Annotated in this window: 17 protein-coding genes and 1 pseudogene; 4 read left to right on the top strand and 14 right to left on the bottom strand. The window is 70.8% G+C overall.

All coding sequences use genetic code 11. From position 1 onward, the window contains the following. Positions 1–17: 17 nt before the first annotated feature. A complete protein-coding gene (locus ABZ809_RS25920) occupies positions 18–947 on the top strand; it encodes a diacylglycerol kinase family protein (RefSeq protein ID WP_357565204.1) in 930 nt (309 codons plus the stop codon). A gap of 24 nt (positions 948–971) precedes the next feature. Here ABZ809_RS25920 and ABZ809_RS25915 read toward each other — a convergent pair whose 3' ends face one another. Continuing rightward, positions 972–2147, bottom strand: a complete 1176-nt coding sequence (locus ABZ809_RS25915; protein WP_357565203.1) for a PLP-dependent aspartate aminotransferase family protein — start codon at positions 2145–2147, stop codon at positions 972–974. A 243-nt stretch (positions 2148–2390) separates the two neighbouring features. Between ABZ809_RS25915 and ABZ809_RS25910 the strand changes: the two genes are divergently transcribed. Together ABZ809_RS25910 and ABZ809_RS25905 are read left to right on the top strand one after the other, a co-directional pair. Continuing rightward, on the top strand, positions 2391–2645 hold the full coding sequence (locus ABZ809_RS25910; protein WP_357565202.1) for an Os1348 family NHLP clan protein: 255 nt from the start codon (positions 2391–2393) through the stop codon (positions 2643–2645). Between the two features lie 105 nt (positions 2646–2750). Next, a complete protein-coding gene (locus ABZ809_RS25905) occupies positions 2751–3482 on the top strand; it encodes an SAM-dependent methyltransferase (RefSeq protein ID WP_357565201.1) in 732 nt (243 codons plus the stop codon). A 91-nt stretch (positions 3483–3573) separates the two neighbouring features. Here the strand turns inward: ABZ809_RS25905 and ABZ809_RS25900 are convergent, their stop codons facing one another. From ABZ809_RS25900 to ABZ809_RS25855, 10 genes are all read right to left on the bottom strand, one after another. After that, the gene (locus ABZ809_RS25900) at positions 3574–4302 is read right to left on the bottom strand and encodes a GntR family transcriptional regulator (protein ID WP_357565200.1); all 729 of its coding nucleotides are present in this window, start codon (positions 4300–4302) and stop codon (positions 3574–3576) included. A 101-nt stretch (positions 4303–4403) separates the two neighbouring features. Further along, a complete protein-coding gene (locus tag ABZ809_RS25895) occupies positions 4404–5606 on the bottom strand; it encodes a membrane dipeptidase (RefSeq protein ID WP_357565199.1) in 1203 nt (400 codons plus the stop codon). Between the two features lie 37 nt (positions 5607–5643). Next, positions 5644–6633, bottom strand: a complete 990-nt coding sequence (locus ABZ809_RS25890) for a dipeptide ABC transporter ATP-binding protein (RefSeq protein ID WP_357565198.1) — start codon at positions 6631–6633, stop codon at positions 5644–5646. Continuing rightward, complete coding sequence (locus tag ABZ809_RS25885; RefSeq protein WP_357565197.1) at positions 6617–7600, bottom strand: ABC transporter ATP-binding protein; 984 nt, start codon at positions 7598–7600, stop codon at positions 6617–6619. The genes ABZ809_RS25890 and ABZ809_RS25885 overlap by 17 nt, the downstream gene beginning before the upstream one ends. Continuing rightward, on the bottom strand, positions 7597–8433 hold the full coding sequence (locus ABZ809_RS25880) for an alpha/beta hydrolase (RefSeq protein ID WP_357565196.1): 837 nt from the start codon (positions 8431–8433) through the stop codon (positions 7597–7599). The genes ABZ809_RS25885 and ABZ809_RS25880 overlap by 4 nt, the downstream gene beginning before the upstream one ends. Further along, positions 8430–9611, bottom strand: a complete 1182-nt coding sequence (locus ABZ809_RS25875; RefSeq protein WP_357565195.1) for a Xaa-Pro peptidase family protein — start codon at positions 9609–9611, stop codon at positions 8430–8432. The genes ABZ809_RS25880 and ABZ809_RS25875 overlap by 4 nt, the downstream gene beginning before the upstream one ends. 3 nt (positions 9612–9614) lie before the next feature. Then, positions 9615–10499 (bottom strand): ABC transporter permease, encoded by an 885-nt coding sequence (locus ABZ809_RS25870; protein ID WP_357565194.1) that lies wholly within the window; start codon positions 10497–10499, stop codon positions 9615–9617. 70 nt (positions 10500–10569) lie between these two features. Next, on the bottom strand, positions 10570–11523 hold the full coding sequence (locus ABZ809_RS25865; RefSeq protein ID WP_357565193.1) for an ABC transporter permease: 954 nt from the start codon (positions 11521–11523) through the stop codon (positions 10570–10572). A 30-nt stretch (positions 11524–11553) separates the two neighbouring features. Further along, the gene (locus ABZ809_RS25860; protein WP_357565192.1) at positions 11554–13191 is read right to left on the bottom strand and encodes an ABC transporter substrate-binding protein; all 1638 of its coding nucleotides are present in this window, start codon (positions 13189–13191) and stop codon (positions 11554–11556) included. Continuing rightward, on the bottom strand, positions 13188–14402 hold the full coding sequence (locus tag ABZ809_RS25855) for a membrane dipeptidase (RefSeq protein ID WP_357565191.1): 1215 nt from the start codon (positions 14400–14402) through the stop codon (positions 13188–13190). Before ABZ809_RS25855 ends, ABZ809_RS25860 begins: the two co-directional genes overlap by 4 nt. 531 nt (positions 14403–14933) lie before the next feature. On the opposite strand from ABZ809_RS25855, the gene ABZ809_RS25850 reads away from it, so the two are divergent. Further along, complete coding sequence (locus ABZ809_RS25850; RefSeq protein WP_357565190.1) at positions 14934–16544, top strand: RICIN domain-containing protein; 1611 nt, start codon at positions 14934–14936, stop codon at positions 16542–16544. A 216-nt stretch (positions 16545–16760) separates the two neighbouring features. On the opposite strand, the gene ABZ809_RS25845 is transcribed toward ABZ809_RS25850, so the two are convergent. The 3 genes and pseudogenes from ABZ809_RS25845 to ABZ809_RS25835 all read right to left on the bottom strand — a co-directional run bounded on the left by ABZ809_RS25845 (position 16761) and on the right by ABZ809_RS25835 (position 19050). Beyond that, the gene (locus ABZ809_RS25845; protein ID WP_357565189.1) at positions 16761–17333 is read right to left on the bottom strand and encodes an SMI1/KNR4 family protein; all 573 of its coding nucleotides are present in this window, start codon (positions 17331–17333) and stop codon (positions 16761–16763) included. Positions 17334–17709: 376 nt separating this feature from the next. Continuing rightward, a pseudogene (locus ABZ809_RS25840) lies at positions 17710–18083 on the bottom strand (hypothetical protein); the annotation flags it as partial. 163 nt (positions 18084–18246) lie between these two features. Then, on the bottom strand, positions 18247–19050 hold the full coding sequence (locus ABZ809_RS25835; RefSeq protein WP_357565188.1) for an SGNH/GDSL hydrolase family protein: 804 nt from the start codon (positions 19048–19050) through the stop codon (positions 18247–18249). Positions 19051–19198 lie beyond the last annotated feature (148 nt).

The following is a 19198-nucleotide window of genomic DNA, read 5'->3' as shown; positions in this document are numbered from 1 at the left end:
CGATAGGGTCGGGGCCCATGCGGACGAAGCAGGAACTTGGCGCGGCCATCCGTGGGGACCGCCGGGCCGTCCTCGTCGTCAACGCCCGCTCCCGCCGGGGCCGGCACCTGCACGAGCACGCCCGGGCGGGGCTGCTCGCCGCCGGCTTCCACCTGCTCGCCGACCACCCCGTCGACCGGCCCGGCCAACTCGAACACGCCCTCGCCGCGGCCGTCGCCCTCGGGCCGGACCTGCTGGTGGCCGGCGGCGGCGACGGCACCCTCAGCGCCGCCGCGCGGCTGCTCGCCCACCGCGACATGGCGCTCGGCCTGCTGCCGCTGGGCACCACCAACAACTTCGCGCGCACCGTCGGCGTTCCGCTCGACCTCGACCGGGCCGTGAAGGTGCTGACCGACGGCACGGTGATCGACGTCGACCTCGGGCTCGCCGGCGACATGCGGTTCACCAACCACGTCGGCATCGGCCTCTCCGCCGACATCATGCTCCGCACGCCGCCGCGCCTGAAGCGGGTCGTCGGCCGGCTGGCGTACCCGCTCACCGCCCTGGCCCTGCTGGCCCGGCACCGCCCGCTGCGGGTCACCGTCCGCGCCGGGGAGGCCCGGCACGAGTTCGCCACCCACCAGGTGTACGTGGCCAACGGCGGCTTCCACGCCGGCCGCCCGATCACCGCCGACGCCGACGCCGACGACCGGCTGCTGGTCGCATACCCGGTCGGCGGGGCGAGCCGCCGGACGCTGGTACGGGAGACCGCCCGCAACGCGGCTACCGGGCACCGCCGGTCCCTGACCGACGAGCCGTTCCTCGCCGTCGGGGAGCTGTGGCTGGAGACCGACCGGCCGGCGCGCGTCGAGGTCGACGGCGAGCTGTGCGGCCGTACGCCGATCCGGATCGGCCTGGACCCCAACGCGCTGCGCGTGATGGCGCCGGCCGGCACCCCGGACCGCTGAGCGGCCGAGCCGGCCGGGCGGCCGCTACGCCGGGCGGTCCGCCGCGTCGAGGGCAGCCAGGAAGTCGCCGACCAGGTCCGCGGTGTCCTCGATGCCGGTGGACACCCGGACGAGGCCCTCGCCGATGCCGGTGGCGGCCAACTGCTCGGCGTCCACGATCCCGGCCCACATCGAGCGCGGGTGCACCACCAGGGTGCTGACGCTGCCCAGGCTGGCCGCCCGCTTGGCCAGCCGGAGGTTGGCCAGCAACCCGGCCGCGGCCCGCCCGTCGCGCAGCTCCACGCCGAGCACCCCGCCGAACCCCGTCATCTGCCGGGCGGCCAGCGCGTGCTGGGGATGCGTCGCCAGCCCCGGGTAGCGCACCCGGCGCACGGCCGGATGGCCCTCGACCGCACGGGCCAGCGCCAGCGCGTTGGCGTTGTGCCGGTCCACCCGCAACGACAGGGTCCGGATGCCCCGCAGCAGCAGCCAGGCGTCGATCGGGCCGAGCGTGCTGCCGGTGACGATCGCGGTCCGCCAGACCCGGTCGACCAGCTCGGCGGAGCCGACGACCACGCCGGCCGAGACGTCGGAGTGCCCGCCGAGGTACTTCGTCCCGCTGTGCCACACCAGGTCGGCGCCGAAGTCCGCCGGCCGCTGGTTGACCGGCGTGGCGAAGGTGTTGTCGACCGCGACCAGCGCGCCGTTGGCGTGCGCCAGCCCGACGACGGCGGCCAGGTCGGTCAGCTCCAGCAGGGGGTTGCTCGGCGTCTCCACCAGCACCAGCCGGGTCCGCGGACGCAGCGCCCGGACGAAGGCGTCGGTGTCGGTCTGGTCCACCTGGGTGAAGTCCACCCCGAACCGGGCCAGCAGGCCGGTGACCAGGGACGTGGTGCCGCCGTACGTGCTGCGCTGCACGATGACGTGGTCCCCGGCGGCGAGCAGGGCCAGGGCGATCGTGCTGATCGCGCCCATCCCCGAGGCGGTGACCATGCCCGCCTCTACGCCCTCCAGCTCGGCGACCACGGCGGCCACCTGCGCGTGGTTGGGGTTGCCGTAGCGGGTGTAGAAGGCGTTTCCACGGGTCTCGGTGGCGACGGCGGCGAACTGCTCGTCCGACTCGGCGCTGAAGGTGGCGCTCTGCACGATCGGCGGCGACACCGACCCGCGCGGGCTCAGCCCGTCGTCGCCGTGGACAGCGATCGTGCCGGTGCCGGTCACGGTTCTCTCCTCACTGTGATGCCCGTCGGGAGCCTACCCGGCGCCGTGACCTGCGAACTCCCGGCCGCCGTAGGCACCGCGGCACCCCGCGACCGGACGGACGCGAAAACCGACGTCCATCTTTGGTTGTCACGCAACAGGGAATTGGTCGCGCTGCGATTTCCGGGAAGCATTTCCAAGAACGCGCCCTCGGTGCCCGGAAAGACTCGCGGACATCCGTTCACCGGAGTGAGGAGAGAGCCTGTGAACGTCCCGGTACCACAGTTGATGCCGGACGCGAGGCGCCGGGTCAGGACCGTCCTGGAGCGGGCCGCCCAGGACATCGAATTCCGCGAGCTGCTGCTCAGCGACCCGCAGGCGGCACTGCGCGACACCGACCTCACCAATGAGGAGAAGGTCGCGGTCGGCGTCATGAAGCGCGTCGCCCTGGAGGAGTGGGGTATCGACGTCCGCCGGCACCGCGCCTTCCTGATGGACAACGGCTGGAAGGTGTACTGAGGCTCCTGCCGACGGGCTCGGGCCCGGTGCCCGGCTGAGCGGTCGATGACGTCCGGGAGGGCGGGACAGGCCCGTCCCTTCCGCGGGAAGAACGGTGACGAGACTATGGGCGCGGGGCGTCTGTACCTGTTGGGCTCCGGTATCCGGGGCTCGTTGCACATGACCGTCGAGACCATCCAGGCGCTGGGGGTCTGCAAACGGATCTTCGCTCTGCACGCCGACCGCGAGGTGCTCGACTGGGTGGCGTCCCAGGGGTGCGAGGTGGTGGACCTCGCCTCCCGGTACGAGGGGCAGCAGTGGCGCGCGGAGGTCTACCAGGCCATCGCCACCGAGCTGGTGGAGGCGGCGGAACAGGGTGACCCGATCGCCTTCCTGGTCCACGGGCACCCGCTGTTCCTGGTCAGCGCGACCGAGCACATCCTCGAGCTGGCGCACCAGCGTGGGGTGCGCACCACGGTGCTCTCGTCGGTCAGCAGCTTCGACACCGTACTGACCGATCTCGGGCTCGACCACGGCTACGCCGTGCAGCTCTTCGACACGACCACCCTGCTCCTGAAGGGGTGGCAGCCCAACCCCGAGATCCCGCTGCTGCTGTTCCAGGTCGCCACCACCCTGAATCCGAGCGTGGTCTCCGGTGAGCCGGACCGCGACGGCATCCGGCGGCTGACCGAGCTGCTGGTGCCCCACTACGGCGCGGACCACGTCGTGTCGGTGGTGCACTCGGCGGCGACGCCGTACGAGGCCTCGACCATCCAGCGGCTCCCCCTCGGCGAGCTGAGCACGGGCGTGGACGAGCTGTGGATGAGGCCGACGCTCTACGTCCCCCCGGTCCACTGAGGCCTGACCGACCTGGTCCGCCGCCCCGAGCGGGCCGTGCTCCGGCAGGTCCGGGCGGACCACTCCGTCGAACCCGCACGGGCCGGACGCGTCAGCCGCCCCGGCTGATCCGCAGGGTCAACACGTCGGTGCGGACCGTGATGTGGCCGTGGAAGTAGGCCACGTCCTGGGCACCGTAACCGATCTGGGTGGCACTGATCAGCGGGTGCCCGGGCGCCACCCCGAGCCGGGCCGTCGCCACCTCGTCGGCGAGCACGGCGGCGAACTCGATCTCCGCCCGGCGCACCGGCATGCCGGTCGCGCTGGCCAGGAACTCGAACATGTCCAGGTCGATGCTGACCAGGCCGGACGGGTCCAGGTCGTGCCCGGCGACGCGCATCGGCAGGTGGTCGCAGATCCACACCGCCGGGACCTCGTCGACGGCGAAGAGCCGGTCGACCCGCCACACCGGATCGCCCGGGGCCAGGCCGAGCACCTCGGCGCAGTCGGCCGGGCAGGTGGCCCGGGCGACGTTGGCGTCGGTGAGGGCAGGGCGGTGACCGGAGGCGGTGATCCGGTCACGCAGGGCGGTGACGTCGCCGAGCGACACCGGCACCCGGCTGGCCGGTTCGTGCACGAACGTGCCGATGCCCCAGGTGCGCTTCACCACGCCCTCGGCGGCGAGCTGGCCGAGGACCTCCCGGACGGTGGCCCGGCTGACCTCCAGCAGGTCGGCCAGCTCACGTTCGTTGGGCAGCTTGTCCCCGGGCCGGAACTCGCTGCCGATCAGCTCCATCAGCCGGCTCTGTGCGGTCTGGAGCGCGGTCTCACGCCGGGCCATCCACCTTCACCTCTTCGCTCCGCGCCGCCCGCTGCGGCGGTACGGAGTGTAGTAGTTGTCGGCGCGCGCCGGCGGGCCCGGCGACGCGCGCCGCCGACCGGTCACCAGACCTGCTCGAGCACCCGGAGCGTGTTGCCGCCGACGACCTTGGTGATCTCGTCGTCGGAGTAGTCGTGCTTGACCAGCCAACCGACGATGTTGCCGAACGCCTCGCCCGGGTTCTCCAGGCCCGCCACGTACTCGACGCGGGGGTGCTCCGGCCGGTTGCCGGCGTCGTGCGCGTAGTTGCCGGCGTACGTGTTGTGCACCCCGACGTGGTCACCGAACATGGTGTCCGGGCCGAACGTGACGTGGTCGATGCCGACCAGGTCGACGCAGTACCGGAAGTGGTCCATCACCGACTCGATCGAGTGGTGCTTGTGCGCCTCGGAGAGGGTGGTGTGCGGAGCGGCCTCGATGCCGATCACGCCACCGCGCTCGGCGCAGGCCCGGATGACCTCGTCCGGCTTCATCCGGGAGGTGTCCCAGACCGCGCGGGCGCCCGCGTGGGTGATGAGGACCGGCACCCGGCTGGCCTCGATCACGTCGAGGCAGGTCTGGTCGCCGGAGTGCGAGATGTCGATGGCGATGCCGAGCTTGTTCATCCGGTCGACGGCACGCCGCCCGAAGTGGGTCAGCCCGCCGTCGTGCTTCTCGGAGAGGCCACCGCCGAGCATGTTCGCCTGGCTGTACGCGATACCGAGCTGCCGGACGCCGAAGCCGTACAGGATGTCGATCCGGTCCAGCTCGTTCTCGATCGGGCTGCTGCACTCCAGCCCGGCGACCAGGGCCAGTCGGCCGTCCCGCTTGGCCGCGTGGATGTCGGCCAGCGAGGTCGCCAGGAACACGTGGTCCTGCTTGTAGAGGTCGCTCAGCCGCATGCCGAGGGCGTAGACCAGGTCGTTCCACTTCCAGCCGTTCTCGCTGGTGACGCAGGACGCCCCGGCCATGAAGTTGTCGAAGACGGCGGTCAGCCCGGAGCGGGCCAGCCCCTCGTAGCCCGTACGCTGCCGGGCGGTGCGGTTGTAGGCGCGCAGCTCACGGACGTCCTCGGGCAGGATGACCGGGTGCTCGTGCAGCGAGATGGCGATCTGCTCGGTCAGCAACCGGGTGACCCGCTGCCGCTGCGCGTCGGTCAGGCCGAGGTCGTGCTCCGGCACGCGACCGGTCTCCTGGGCCAGAGCGAACACCCGGTAGTCCGAGTGCGGCTCCAGGTACGAGTACGACGTGTGTCCCTGGTACCGCGGTGCGGGGTTCTGCAGCAAGGCTCACTCACTCCTTAGTGGAACGGGGTCGGGCGCGTCACGCGGCCAACGGGTAGTGGCAGGCGACCGGGTGCTCGGGGCCGGTCAGTGGTGGTTCGGTGGTGGCGCAGGTGTCCGTGGCCTGCCAGCAGCGGGTCCGGAACCGGCAGCCGGACGGCGGGTCGACCGGGCTCGGCGGGTCGCCGGCGAGCAGGATCCGCTGCCGCTCGACGCGCCGGGCCGGCTCCGGCACCGGCACCGCCGACAGCAGCGCCTTGGTGTACGGGTGGCGGGGCTGGTCGTACAGCGGCGCGCCGGGGCCGGTCTCGACCAGCTTGCCGAGGTACATGACGGCGACCCGGTCGGAGATGTGCCGCACCACCGACAGGTCGTGGGCGATGAAGACGTACGCCACGCCCAGTTCCTCCTGGAGCCGCTCCAGCAGGTTGACGACCTGGGCCTGGACGGAGACGTCGAGCGCGGAGACCGGCTCGTCGCAGACGATCACGTCGGGTTGCAGGGCGAGCGCCCGGGCGATGCCGATCCGCTGGCGCTGACCGCCGGAGAACTGGTGCGGGTAGCGGTCCAGGTGCAGGCTGGCGTCCAGGCCGACCAGGTCGAGCAGCTCCCGGATCCGGTCCAGCCGCCGGGCCTTGGGCAGCACGTCGGGGTGGATCTCGTACGGCTGGAGCAGGATCTCCCGGACGGTGCGGCGCGGGTTGAGCGACGTGTACGGATCCTGGAGCACGATCTGGATCCGGCGGCGCAGCGCCCGCAGCTCCCGGCCCCGGGCCCGGTGCACCACCGCGTCGCCGAAGCGCACCTCGCCGGCGGTGGGCCGCTCCAGCCCGACCAGCATCCGGGCCAGCGTGCTCTTGCCGCAGCCGGACTCGCCGACCACGCCGAGGGTCTCCCCCCGGCGCAGGTCGAAGGAGACCCCGTCGACGGCCTTGACCACGCCGCCGCTGCGCAGCGGCACCCGGCCCTTGACCGGGAAGTGCTTGACCAGGTTGTCGACCCGGAGCACGACGTCATCGCTGGGTGGCATGCAGCACCTCCGCGTGGTGGTGGCAGGCGCTGGCGCGGCCGGCGGGCAGCAGTTCCAGCGCGGGCCGCGCCGTCCGGCACTCGTCGGTGACCCGGTGGCAGCGCAGGTGGAAGGGGCAGCCGGCGGGCAGCCGGGCGGGGTTGGGCGGGGCGCCCGGGATGGCGTAGAGCTGCTCGTCGCGGCGGTCCACCCGGGGCATCGAGGCGAGCAGTCCCTCGGTGTACGGATGGGCCGGGCCGTCGAAGATCTGCTCGACGGTGCCCCGCTCGACGATCCGCCCCGCGTACATCACGGCCACGTCGTCGGCCACCTCGGCCACCACGCCCAGGTCGTGGGTGATCAGCAGCAGGCCCATCCCGCTGTCCCGCTGGATCTCCGCGATCAGCTCCATGACCTGCGCCTGGACGGTCACGTCCAGGGCGGTGGTGGGCTCGTCGGCGATCAGCAGGTTCGGTTCCAGCGAGATGGCCAACGCGATCATGATGCGCTGGCGCATACCGCCGGAGAACTGGTGCGGGTAGTCGCGGATCCGGTCCTTGGCGGCCGGGATGCGGACCCGGTCGACCAGTTCGACGGCCCGGCGGCGGGCGTCGGCCCTGGACATGCCCCGGCGGACCCGGAGCACCTCCTCGATCTGGTGGCCGACGGTGAAGACCGGGTTGAGCGCCGCCATCGCGTCCTGGAAGACCATGCCGATCTCCTCGCCGCTGATCCGCTCACGCTGCTTGCGGGGCAGGGTGAGCAGCTCCCGGCCGCGTAGCTGGACCGAGCCCGTGATCGTGGCTGGCGGCGTGTCGAGGATGCCCATCACCGCCTGCGCGGTGACGCTCTTGCCGGAGCCGGACTCGCCGAGGATGGCCAGCGTCTGTCCGGAGTCGACCTGGAGCGACACCCCGTTGACCGCGTTGACCGGCCCGCTCGGGCCGGGGAACGCGACCCGCAGGTCGGCGATCTCCAACAGGGTCATCGCAACACTCCGGCTCTGCCGAGGAACTCCCGCACCACCCGCTGGAACTTCTCCGGCTCCTCCAACTGCGGCGAGTGGCCGGACTCCTCGAAGACGACCAGCTCGCTGTCCGGGATCAGGTCCGCGATGACCTGCGATGCCTGCACGGGGGTACGCCAGTCGTGCCGGCCCACGGTGATCAGGGTCGGGCAGGTGATCGAGGGCAGCTTCGGCTTGAGGTCGTACCTGGGCATGTTCTGCCCGAAGGCCGCGTTGTGGGTCCGGTAGTGGAACCGGGTGGCGGCCAGCTTCGCCTCGTCCTTGGCCGGGTCGTGCTGGTGGTCGTAGAGGGGCAGGATCGCCCGCCAGTACTCGCGCAACTGCTCGTTGCTCTCGAACCGGCCGGTGCCGATCCGGTCGATGACCCACTCCGGGATCACCGAACGGTCGGTGTTGCGGGCCCGCTCGACTGCCAGGTAGTCGTACGCGGTGTCCGCCGCGGTGTCCCGCAGCACCAGCGCGGAGACCCGGTCCGGGTGGGCGACGGCGTACTCCAGGGAGATGAACCCGCCGTACGAGCCGCCGGCCATCACGATCTTCTCGTAGCCGAAGTGCTCCCGGATCGCGTCCACGTCGGCCACCCACTGCTCGTGGGTGAACGGCTCGTCGTCGCTGGACTCGCCGGATCCCCGGGCGTCGAAGACGATGACCCGCATCCGGTCGGAGAACGGGCCGAACGAGCGCTTCGGCTCGTTGCGCGAGCCCAGGCCGGGCGCGCCGTGATGCACGATCATCGCCGGCGCGTCGGTCGGGCCGAACGCCTCGACGACCAGTTCCGCTCCGTTGATTCTCATCGGACCCCCTCGATCACGTTGGATGCCAGGTCGCGCGGGTAGCCGGTGAGCCGGCGCGGGCCGGCCTCCTGCACCAGGACCGTGTCGGAAATGCGGTAGCCGGCGTGGCCGGGAACGTAGACACCGGGCTCGCTGGAGAGCAGCATCCCGGGGGCGAGCACGGTGTCGTCGCCGTCCTCGACCCAGGGCGCCTCGTGGTTCTGCAAGCCGATGCCGTGCCCCTGCCGGTGCCGGATGTGGTCGCCCAGCCCGTGCTCGCGCAGCACGTCCAGGCAGATCTTGTTGACCTCGGCGCAGGTCCGCCCGGCGATCATCGCCTGGGTGCCCACCTCCTGCGCCTCCCGGTCGGCCTCGTAGTAGCGCACCTGCTCGGCGGTGGGCTCACCGATGATGAAGGTGCGTTCGCTCTCCACGAACCGGCTGGCCACCGCCGCGCCGAGGGAGAGGATCAGGGTGTCGCCCGGCTGGATCCGCCGGCGGGTCGGCAGGCCGTGCGGCAGGGCCGAGTTCGGGCCGGCGTAGACCAGGCCACCGGCCAGCTTCGTGGTGTAGACGACCAGGTCGTACTCGGCGTACATCCGGTCGGTGCCGTACCCGATCACGTGCCGGGCGATCTCGTCCTCGCGGGGCAGCGGTCCCCCGCTGGCCAGCGCCTCCTCGATCAGCGCCCGGCCGGCGCCGAGCATCTCGTCGCAGATCCGCGCGGCGGCCTCGTGGAACGGGATCTCCTCGGGGAACTTGCGCAGCCGCAGCTTCGCCACCGCGTCGGTGGTCTCCAGGGTCGCCCCGGCGATGGCCCGGGACAGCGCCCGGAACGCGCCGACCGACACCCCGGCGCCCACCCCGATCCGGCGGACCGCGCCGCCGGGGCGCGACAGTGCCGCGGCGAGCGTCTGCTCGGCGGTGACCACGCCCGGGAACTCGAAGTAGCTGACCAGCGGGACGGTCACGCCCTGCTGGGCGGCGTACTCCTCGTCGAGACGCGGGATGACCAGCAGCGGTTCCCCCTCGCGCGGCATCCAGAGGTAGACCGGACGCTCGGTGGCGATGTAGAAGAAGCCGCTCAGGAAGGCGACGTCCGCCGGGGACGTGGCCAGGAAGCCGTCCAGGCCGCGCTCGTCGAGCGTCTCGTTGAGCCGGCTCCGGACGCTGGTGTAGAAGCTCTCGGGCAGTCGCATGGGTCAGCCTCCGTTGCGGCGGGGGTCACGGGTGTCGTTGAACCGCGTTCCGGCGAGCGTCGCCGCGAGCACCAGCAGCAGGATCGCCAGCGACGGGAAGAGCGTCTGCCACCAGGCGATCGCGATCGTGCCGCTGCGCTGGGCGTTGAGCAGGATGCGGCCCCAGGACCAGGCGTCCGGGTCGCCGAGGCCGAGGAAGCTCAGGCCGGCCTCGGAGATCACCGCGCGGGAGGCGGTGAGCAGCACGCTGACGATCATCAGCGAGACGACCGCGGGCAGGATCTCCCGCGTGACGATCCGCCAACCGGTGGCACCGAGCACCCGGGCCCCGTCGATGTAGGGCATCGCGCTGATCACCAGGCCCTGGGACCGGATCAACCGGGCCACCTCGGGCCAGGCGAAGAATCCGATGATCAGCGTCAGGGTCCCGACGCTGGGGTTGACCACCGCGGCCAGCATGATCATCAGCGGCAGGGTGGGCAGCGCCAGCATCACGTCGGTGATCACCGTGGCGACCGCGTCGATCGGCCGGAAGTAGGCCGCGGCCAGGCCGATCGCGGTACCCAGCACGATCGCGATCAACGACGCCGCCAGGCCGATCACCAGACTGGTCCGGGTGCCCCAGACCACCTGGGCGAAGATGTCCTGCCCTAGGTCGTCGGTGCCGAACCAGTGCGCGCCGGACGGAGACTGCAGCACGTCCGGGCCGGCGCCGCTGGGCTCGTCGGCGATCAGCGGCGCGAACAGCGCCATCAGCACCATCACGACCAGCACCAGCACCGACAGCGCCGCGGTGGGCTGCCGCAGGTAGGCGTACCAGGAGGACCGCGTGGTCGCGGCCGGGGCGACCGGCGGAATCGCCTGCTCGGTCAGCACGGGGGCGCTCACGGCACCCTCCCTTCGTTGGTGGCGGCGAACGGGTCCGGGCGACGCGCCCCGGCCGGGGCGTTGATGGTCGTCACAGCCGGATCCTGGGGTTGAGGACCGCGTAGAGCATGTCGGTCAGCGCGTTGGCGAAGACCACGGTGACGGCGAGCATGATGAACGCCCCCTGGATCACCGGGTAGTCCTGCTGGCCGACCGCCTCGTAGATCAGTCGCCCGACCCCGGGGTAGGCGAAGACCGTCTCGGTGAGCACCGCGCCGCCGACCAGGGTGCCCAACTGCAGACCCATCAGGGTCAGCGCGGGCAGGATCGCGTTGCGCAGACCGTGCTTCCAGACCCGGCGCCGCGCCGACAGGCCACGGGCCTGGGCGGCCCGGATGTAGTCCTCACCGAGGACCTCGATCATGTTGGTACGCAGGGTCAACGCGTACGGGCCGAGCTGCACCAGAACCAGTGACAGCACCGGCAGCACCAGGTGGTGGGCCAGGCTCAGGTAGGCCGCCGCGCCCCGGGTGTCCGGGTCGATCGCCCCACCGATCGGGAACCAGCCGAGGTTGGCCCCGAAGAAGACCAGCAGCAGGATGGCGACACTCGGCACGAAGAGCGCGTTCGCGCTGATGCCGAACCCCTGGAGCATGCGGTCCATCAGCTTGCCGCGGTGGACCGCGGCGGTCACGCCGACCGGGATACCGACGGCGATGGTCAGCACGAACGCCGCGCCGGCGAGCAGCAGCGTCCAGGGCAGCCGGTCGACGATGATGTCGGTGACCGGCTGGATCTGCCGGAAGGAGATGCCCAGGTTGCCCTGGAGCAACTCCCGCAGGTACGACACGTACTGCTCCCACAGCGGCCGGTCCAGGCCGTACGTCTTGAGCAGTGCCGCCTGCATCTCCGGCGTCATGTCCCCTTCGACCATGAGGGTCGTGGGGTCCCCCGGCAGAAGCCGGAGCAGGAAGAAGGTCGAAGTGATCGCAATCCACACGGTCAGGACGGCCTTCAGTGCTCGGCTGAGCATGAAACGCAACACGGGGGACCCCTCCTTTCCCTCAGGTTCGGGTTACTTGACCGGGGTGACCTGGGCCAGCGAGTACGCGGTGACCATGCCGAGCAGGTCCGACGGCGACGGAACGAAGCCGGTGAACTTGCTGGCGTTGTAGGCGAACTGGAAGTTCTCCACGTACAGCGGGGTCAGGTACGCCTGCTCGTGCACGACCTTGTCGATGTTCTTGATCTTGGTCTTGAACGCCTCCGCGTCGGTGGTGCCGGCCGCGTCGTTGATCAACGCGTCGATCTCGTCCGACTCGAGCAGGTTGTAGTTGATGCCACCCGGGTTGCTGGACAGGTAGGTGCTGCGCAGCTGGTCCATCGGGTTGTCGAAGACACCCCACTGCGAGGCGTCGATGTCGTACTCGCCGCTCTTGGTGCGGGTCAGGAAGGTGTTCCGCTCCACGCACTCGTTCTCCAGCTTGATGCCGGCCTTGGCCGCGCTCTCGCGGAAGAGCTGCACCACGCGGGTGATGTTCGCGTTGGACTGGTCGCACGCCACGCCGAAGTTCAGCTCGTCGAAGAAGCCGTCGTTGTTGGCGTCCTTGTAGCCCGCCGCGCTCAGCTTGGCCTTCGCCCCCGCGGGGTCGAACGCGTACGGCTGGATCTCGGTGTTGTCGTACTCCGAGAAGATCGGCGAGATCGGACCGGCCATCTGCTGGCCGTCACCCTGGAGCACGGCCGAGATGATCGACTTGGTGTCGACCGCCATCGACAGCGCCTGCCGGACCTCCTGGTCGGCCAGGTACTTGTTCTTCATGTTGTAGGTCAGGTGCGCGAAGCCCAGCGCGCCGACCTTCTCCATCTTGATCTTCTCGTCGTTCTCGAAGGTCTTCGCCGCCGAGACCGGCACCGGGGTGCCCATCATGTCGATGTCGCCGTTGCGCAGCGCCAGCATCATGGTGTTCACGTCCGGGTAGACGCGGTACTCGACCTGGCTGACCGCCGCCTTGCCCTCGGGCGCGAGCGGGTAGTTCTCGTTGCGCTTCATGACGTAGCGCTGGCCCTTGGTGATGCTCTCCAGCACGAACGGGCCGGCCCCGACCCAGTTCGAGTCGTTGGCGAACTTCGACAGGTCGCCGGCCGTCTCGAAGATGTGCTTGGGCACGATCGACATCCAGAAGCCGACGCCCTCGGCGAACGGCGCGTACGGCTGGGACAGCTTGAACTTCACCGTGGTCGCGTCCGGCGCCTCGATCGACTCGACCCAGGTCAGCTTGGCCGCGACGTTGCCCAGCTTGTACTTCATGATCATTTCAGCGCTGAACTTGACGTCCTCGGCGACCACCGGCTTGCCGTCGGTCCACTTGAAGTCGTCCCGCAGCGTGAACACGGCGGTCTTCCCGCCGTCCTCGTACGCGTACTTCTCGGCCAGCTCCGGCGCCTTCTTGGCGTTCTCGTCGATCCGCAGCAGGTGCGGGTACATCGCGTTGAGGATCCAGGAGTCGGTCTTGCTGAGCGACTGGAGCGGGTTGAAGTTGGAGACGTCGGTGGTGGTGCCGATGCGCAGCACCGACGTGTCACCGGACTTGTTGTCGGAGGACGAACCGCCCTCGTTGAGGCCGCAGCCGGCCAGGCTGATCGCGGCCACCGCGCCGATCGCGGCGGCGATCCGCCAGCGGCCGGGGCGGCGGTTGTGGAACGTGCTCACCAAACCTCCTGAAGAACCCGAATGATGTTGCCGCCGATGACCTTGGCGATCTCGTCGTCGGAGTAGTCGTGCTTGACCAGCCAGCCGACGATGTTGCTGAAGCACTCCGCTGGGTTCTCCATGCCGGAGACGTAGGGCACGCGGGGGTGGTCCACCGCGCCGTGCGCCTGCCCGATCGCCAGGTGCTGGGTGAAACTGTCGTGCAGCCCGACGTGGTCACCGAAGTTGGTGTCCGGGCCGAAAGCGACGTGGTCGATGCCGACCAGGTCGACGCAGTAGGTGAAGTGGTCCATCACCGACTCGATCGAGTGGTGCGGGTGGTCGGCCGACAGGGTGGTGTGCGGGGCGGCCTCGATGCCGATCACGCCACCGCGCTCGGCGCAGGCGCGGATCACCTCGTCCGACTTCATCCGCGGCGTGTTCCACACCGCCCGTGCCCCCGCGTGGGTGATGAAGACCGGCACCCGGCTCGCCTCGACGACCTCCAGCGAGGTCCGGTCACCGGAGTGCGACACGTCGATGGCGATGCCGAGTTTGTTCATCCGGTCCACCGCCCGCCGGCCGAAGTGGGTCAACCCACCGTCGACCCGCTCGGAGAGGCCGCTGCCGAGCATGTTCGCCTGGCTGTAGGCGATGCCCATCTGCCGGACGCCGAAGCCGTACAGGATGTCGATCCGGTCCAGCTCGTTCTCGATCATCGTGGCCGCTTCCAGGCCGGCGACGAGCGCGAGCCGCCCTTCCCGCTTGGCCGCGAAGATCTGCTCCAGGGTGGTCGCCACCACCACGTAGTCCTGCTTCGCGACGTCGGCGAAGCGCAGGCCGATGTCGTAGATGACGTCGTCCCACTTCCAGGCGTGCTCGCTGGTGACGCAGCCCGTGCCGTTCATGAAGTTGTCGAACACGGCGGTCATCCCGGAGCGGGCGAGCCCCTCGAAGCCGAAGGAGTTGCGGCCGGTCCGGTTGTAGTCGCGCAGCTGCGAGACGTCCGCCGGGAGGATCTTCGGGTGCTCATGCAGCGAGATGGCCGCATGCTCGCTCAGCAGCCGGGCGACCCGGCCGCGCTGGTCGTCGGTCAGGCCGAGGTCGTGTTCGGGTACGCGGCCGAGCTGCGGTGCCAGCTCGAAGACCTTGTAGTCGACCCGGGGCTCCAGATAGTCGAACGACCGGTACCCGTCGTAGCGGGGGGCAACTTCCTGCACGTGCCAGCTCACCTCGCCCAGTTCAAAGGTAGGAGGAAGGAGGTCTGACCTCCTGCCTCGCACAGTAAGCCGCGGTGAACCCCGCCGGAATCCCTCGTGACCCGACCGTTACCCGCACTCCCCCGTTCGGCCGACGCGGACAGGTGACGGCCGGGCGGGTCGGCCGGCGCCCGACAGCCGGGCGCACACCCTCGAACCGGACACCCGCAAACGCACTGCGACACCCCGCCCGAAACCCCCCACCCACCCACTGACACCCCAGCGCAGGCTCCCCCTCGGGCGGGCGCCCGGTGATCAGGACTGCATGGACGTCAAACCAGTCGCGTAACGCCCATGGCGACCCGATCACCCGAGCGCCCGCGCGAGGCAGCGCGCCGCGTCCGCCGGCCGCGCCCGGGGCGGCCGCGACCGAGAGGTGGAGATCTTTCAAGGAAAGCGCTTACCATGACCTGCGGAATAGACGCGGATGGATCAGCAGTGGGCCCGATGAGGCAGCCCGACCACGCCGTCCATCCGCCGGACAGCTCTCCTCGAAGGAGCCCGATGACACCCACCACCACCAGACCCCTCCACCGCCGGCGGCTCTCGCTGGTGACCACGGCCGTCCTGGCGCTCGTCGGCGCCGCCGTGGCCGTCGCTCCAGCACCCGCCGCGGCGGCCACGGTCGACCCCAACAGCAGCTACGTCCTCGTCAACAGACACAGCGGCAAGGCGATGGACCTGTGGGGCTGGTCCACCGCCGACGGCGCGCCGATCAACCAGTTCACCCGCAACGACCTGGCCGTCCAGCAGTGGCGGTTCGTCGACGTGGGCAGCGGCTACCACCAGATCCGCTCGGTGCACAGCGGCAAGGTGCTGGAGCTGCCGAACGCCGAGGACGGCGTACAGCTCGTCCAGAACACCGCCGTCAGCGGCAACACCCGGCAGCACTTCCGCCTCGCCGACTCCGACGGTGGTCACGTCCGGCTCGTCAACCGGCACTCCAACAAGGCGCTGGACGTGTGGGAGTGGTCGACCGCCGACGGCGCGATGATCTCCCAGTACCAGGACCTCGGCGGCACCAACCAGCAGTGGCAACTGGTCGCCGTCGGCTCCGGCGGCGCCGGCTGCGGCAGCGGCACGTTCCACGCCGAGGCGGTCCTCAGCGGCGGCACCTGGACCGCCCGCAACGGCGCCAGCACGGTCTACACCGGCAGCGACATGCGCGCCGCCGTCCAGGCCGCCGTGAACAGCCTCAGCGCCGGGCGGACCAGCAAGCAGCGCGTCGTCGTACGCGGCTCCGGGTCGATCAGCGCCGGCTCACGGATCTCCCTGCCCAGCCACACCGCGATCGACGTGTGCGGCACCATCAACGTCACCGGCTCGGGCAGCGGCGACCAGGCACCGATCTACTCCCGCGGCACCACCAACATCGAGGTCGGGCACCTCACCGTCACCGGCACCCCGCTCTACGGGATCTTCCTGCGCAACGTCACGGACGTCGTCCTCGGCCGGATCGACATGCGGCTCGGCGGCGGCCTGGGGGTCCGGATCGACAACCGCGGGGACACCAGCCAGTGGACCCGCAACGTCCGCATCGACACCGTCTACGTCTCCGGCGCCAGCTCGCACGCGGTCGAGACGTACGGCGTGGACGGGCTGACCATCGGCACCGTCACCGCCCGCGACGTGGGCGAGTCCGGTCTGCTGCTCAACCAGACCATCAACGCCACGGTGACCACCGTCGACGCCGAGAACGCCGGCGCCGGCACGGGGTACGCCGCGTTCCGGATGGCCAACCGCAACGGGCGCGTCGGCTCCGGCTACCCGACAAACGTCCGGGTGGGCACCGTCCGGGCCCGCGGCGGCGGCCGGGGCATCTTCTGCGTCTCGGAGTCCGGCGGCGCGGCCATCGACCGGGTGGACGTCGCCAACACCGGCAACAACGCCATCCTGATCGAGAACTGCCAGAACGTGAACATCGCCGCCGGCGGCGGCACGATCAGCGGCGGCGGCGAGATCCGGCTGGCCGAGCGCACCGAGTTCCCCGGCAACCGGGACATCACCCTGCGCAACTTCACGCTCGTGAACAGCCGGATCGTGGAGAACCCCTGCGCGGACAACCTGACCATCAGCAACATCAGCCTGAGCAACTCCACGATCAGCCGCTGCTGACCGTGCCGCCCCGGCACCGGTCGGGGGGGGGGGGGGGCGGCCCCCCCCCCCCCCCCCCCCCCCCCCCCCGCCGGCCCCCCCCCCCCCCCCCGCGGGGGGCGGCCCCCCCCGGGGGGGGCGGGGGGCGCCGGCCCCCCCGCCGCCCCGCCGACCGACCGGTCGCCACGACGCAGACGCCGCATGGAAGGCCCGCGCCGCCCGTTTCGGCGGTTGGCCTCAGCGCTGGTAGGAGTGCGGGCCGGCGAGCCAACGACTCAGGTACCTGGACCGGATCTCGCCTGTCAACAGGCCGACCAGGGCTGCCGAGAAGCTGACCCCGTACTGCTCCCAGTACGGCCCTTCCTCCTTGAACACCACCGGCCAGTCGTCGGCTGCCACACCGGGCTTGACGTGCCAGAAGAGGAAGTCGCCGTTACCGGTGAATCCCCACGAGACGAGGTTGTCACCCGGCTCGAACCAGGGCGGGACGTCCGCACGGCCCGGTTCCCACTGCGACGCGTCGCCCAGGTGCCAGCCGTCGAGATCGTTGTCCAGTCCCGCGAAGTCCAGCCGCACGCACTCCTGCGCCCAGACGTTGTGCCGCACCAGGTCCGTCCTGTCGTGCGGCCCGCCGGGGACGCAGACGGTGATGTGGTTGTCGATGCGGCCGGCGCCATGTGCGCCGACGAAACGTCTGTAGTCGTTGGGGAGCGTGACACCCAGCGCGGCCTCGACAGCCGGCCAGTCGGCTCCGCCCCTGGTCACGTCGAGCGCGGGCAGCCCCAGGGTCCGCGCCAGCACCTCCGCCATGTCGCTACGGTGCCGCAGCCCCTCACCAGGCTGGCCGTCAGGTTCCACTCGCCGTTCTCCACAGGTCGGGCCGGTGTCCGTCGTCACCGAGGCCGGCGACGGTCCAGCAGCATGATCGTGCTCAAGACAGGAAGTAGTGGCCTTGTGCCATCGGCGATGCCACTACTTCCTGGATCGAGCGTGATCATGCCACCCGACAGGTCGCGGGCAGACAGGACCGGCGCGGTCGGCGGGCAGGGCCGGCAGGGCCGGGACCCGCGGGGTCACCGGGCCCCGACGATCATCCCCGCGCCGACCGTCCGGTCGTCCATGCCCGACGTGACCGGCGACGTCGCCCCCTTCGCATGACGACGGCATCACTCGGGGAGGTGGATGACGGAAGGTCGTCGTGCCCGTAGCGGTCCTCGCGGGTGAGGATCGAGGCGTCGTGTTCGAGGCTGGCCATGAGGGTGGTGGCGAGGTCGGCACGGCCGGTGTAGGTACGCCAGTACCTCAGCTCGTGCCAGGTGACGCCGCCAGTCGGCAGCACGACGCAGGCGCCCAGGGCCAGCAGCCGGAGCGGGGCGGCGCGATCCCTGGGTCGGTGATGACGGCGAGGGTCTCGGCAGCGGTGACGGCGGTGACGCCGAACCGGTTGCGGTCCTCGATGACCTCGTGCAGCGGCTCGCCGACGTGCACGGAGCCGGCGACGTAAGCCAGCAGCGCTGATCGATCCAGCAGCAGCCGGACGACGGACCCCGAAGCCGGCACCGGCCCCGCCGCCCGCCGACCCGGGCACGTGGGCCGAGATGCGGGTGACGGTCACGTACGAGTGGACCGTCGCGTGGGCCGGGCGCGAGGGGACACGAAGCCGCCCGGGCGGTCCCGCCCCGCGTGGGGTGACGGGGCCGCCCGGACGGCCGAGGCGCTGCGGTCAGCCCGCGACGGCGCGGAAGACCGGGAGGTAGCCGCCGCTCTGGCCGGCCGCCGTCGGGTGGTAGGAGACGCCGATGCTGGCGATGTTGAGGGCGTGCAGCCACTTCTCGCCGTAGCTGCACAGCTGGTGCCCGATGAACTGCGACCGCACGTCGGCGAACTTGAAGCCGGCGGCGACGGCCTGGGTGCGGATGATGTCGTCCACCAGGTTGATGCCCTCGTTGATCTTCGTACGCGAGGTGGCGCTCAGCCCGACGCAGACGGTGCCGAGCTGGTAGAAGACCGGGTAGCCGACGACCACGACGCGGGCGTTCGGCGAGCGGCTCTTGATTCCGTTGTAGACGTTGCGCAGCGCGCCGGGGAGCACGGTGCGGGCCTTCGTCTGGGCGGCGTCCACGGCGGCGACGCACTGGGTGGTGCCCTGGAGCACGCAGGTGCTCAGGATGTTGGAGAAGCCGACGTCGTTGCCGCCGACCGTGACGCTGACCAGGGTGGTGGTGGAGGTCAGCGCCGAGAGCTGTGTGTTGATCACGCTGGAGGTGGTGGCGCCGGAGCAGGCGACCGAGCGGTACGACGCGGGCTTGACGGCGGCCGCGTACAACGCCGAGTAGGCGTTGGTGCTGCGCTGACAGGAGCCGCTCTCGCTGGTGTAGCTGCCGGCACCCACGCCCGAGGCGTACGAGTCGCCGAGCGCCACGTAGCGGTCGGTGGGCGCGGCCTGGGCGGGCGGTGCCAGGGTGAGGCTGACGCCGAGAGCCGTGGCCAGGCTCAGGGCGAGGGAAACGAGACGGGTCTTCCGCACGTCGAGACTCCGGGGGTTGGGGGATCGATGTGCGAGATTGATATCACCGAATATTGGTGAACGAAAGATCTTGACGAGAAACATAGGGGTGCCGGCAACGACCTACGGGTGCCCGTACCCGCTGCGCAGGCCGGCACGGACGACGCGC

Source organism: Micromonospora sp. NPDC047074 (genome assembly GCF_040643815.1).
Lineage (GTDB): Bacteria > Actinomycetota > Actinomycetes > Mycobacteriales > Micromonosporaceae > Micromonospora.
The sequence above is the reverse complement of the archived record's forward strand: the minus strand, read 5'-3'. Positions and strand labels throughout refer to the sequence as shown.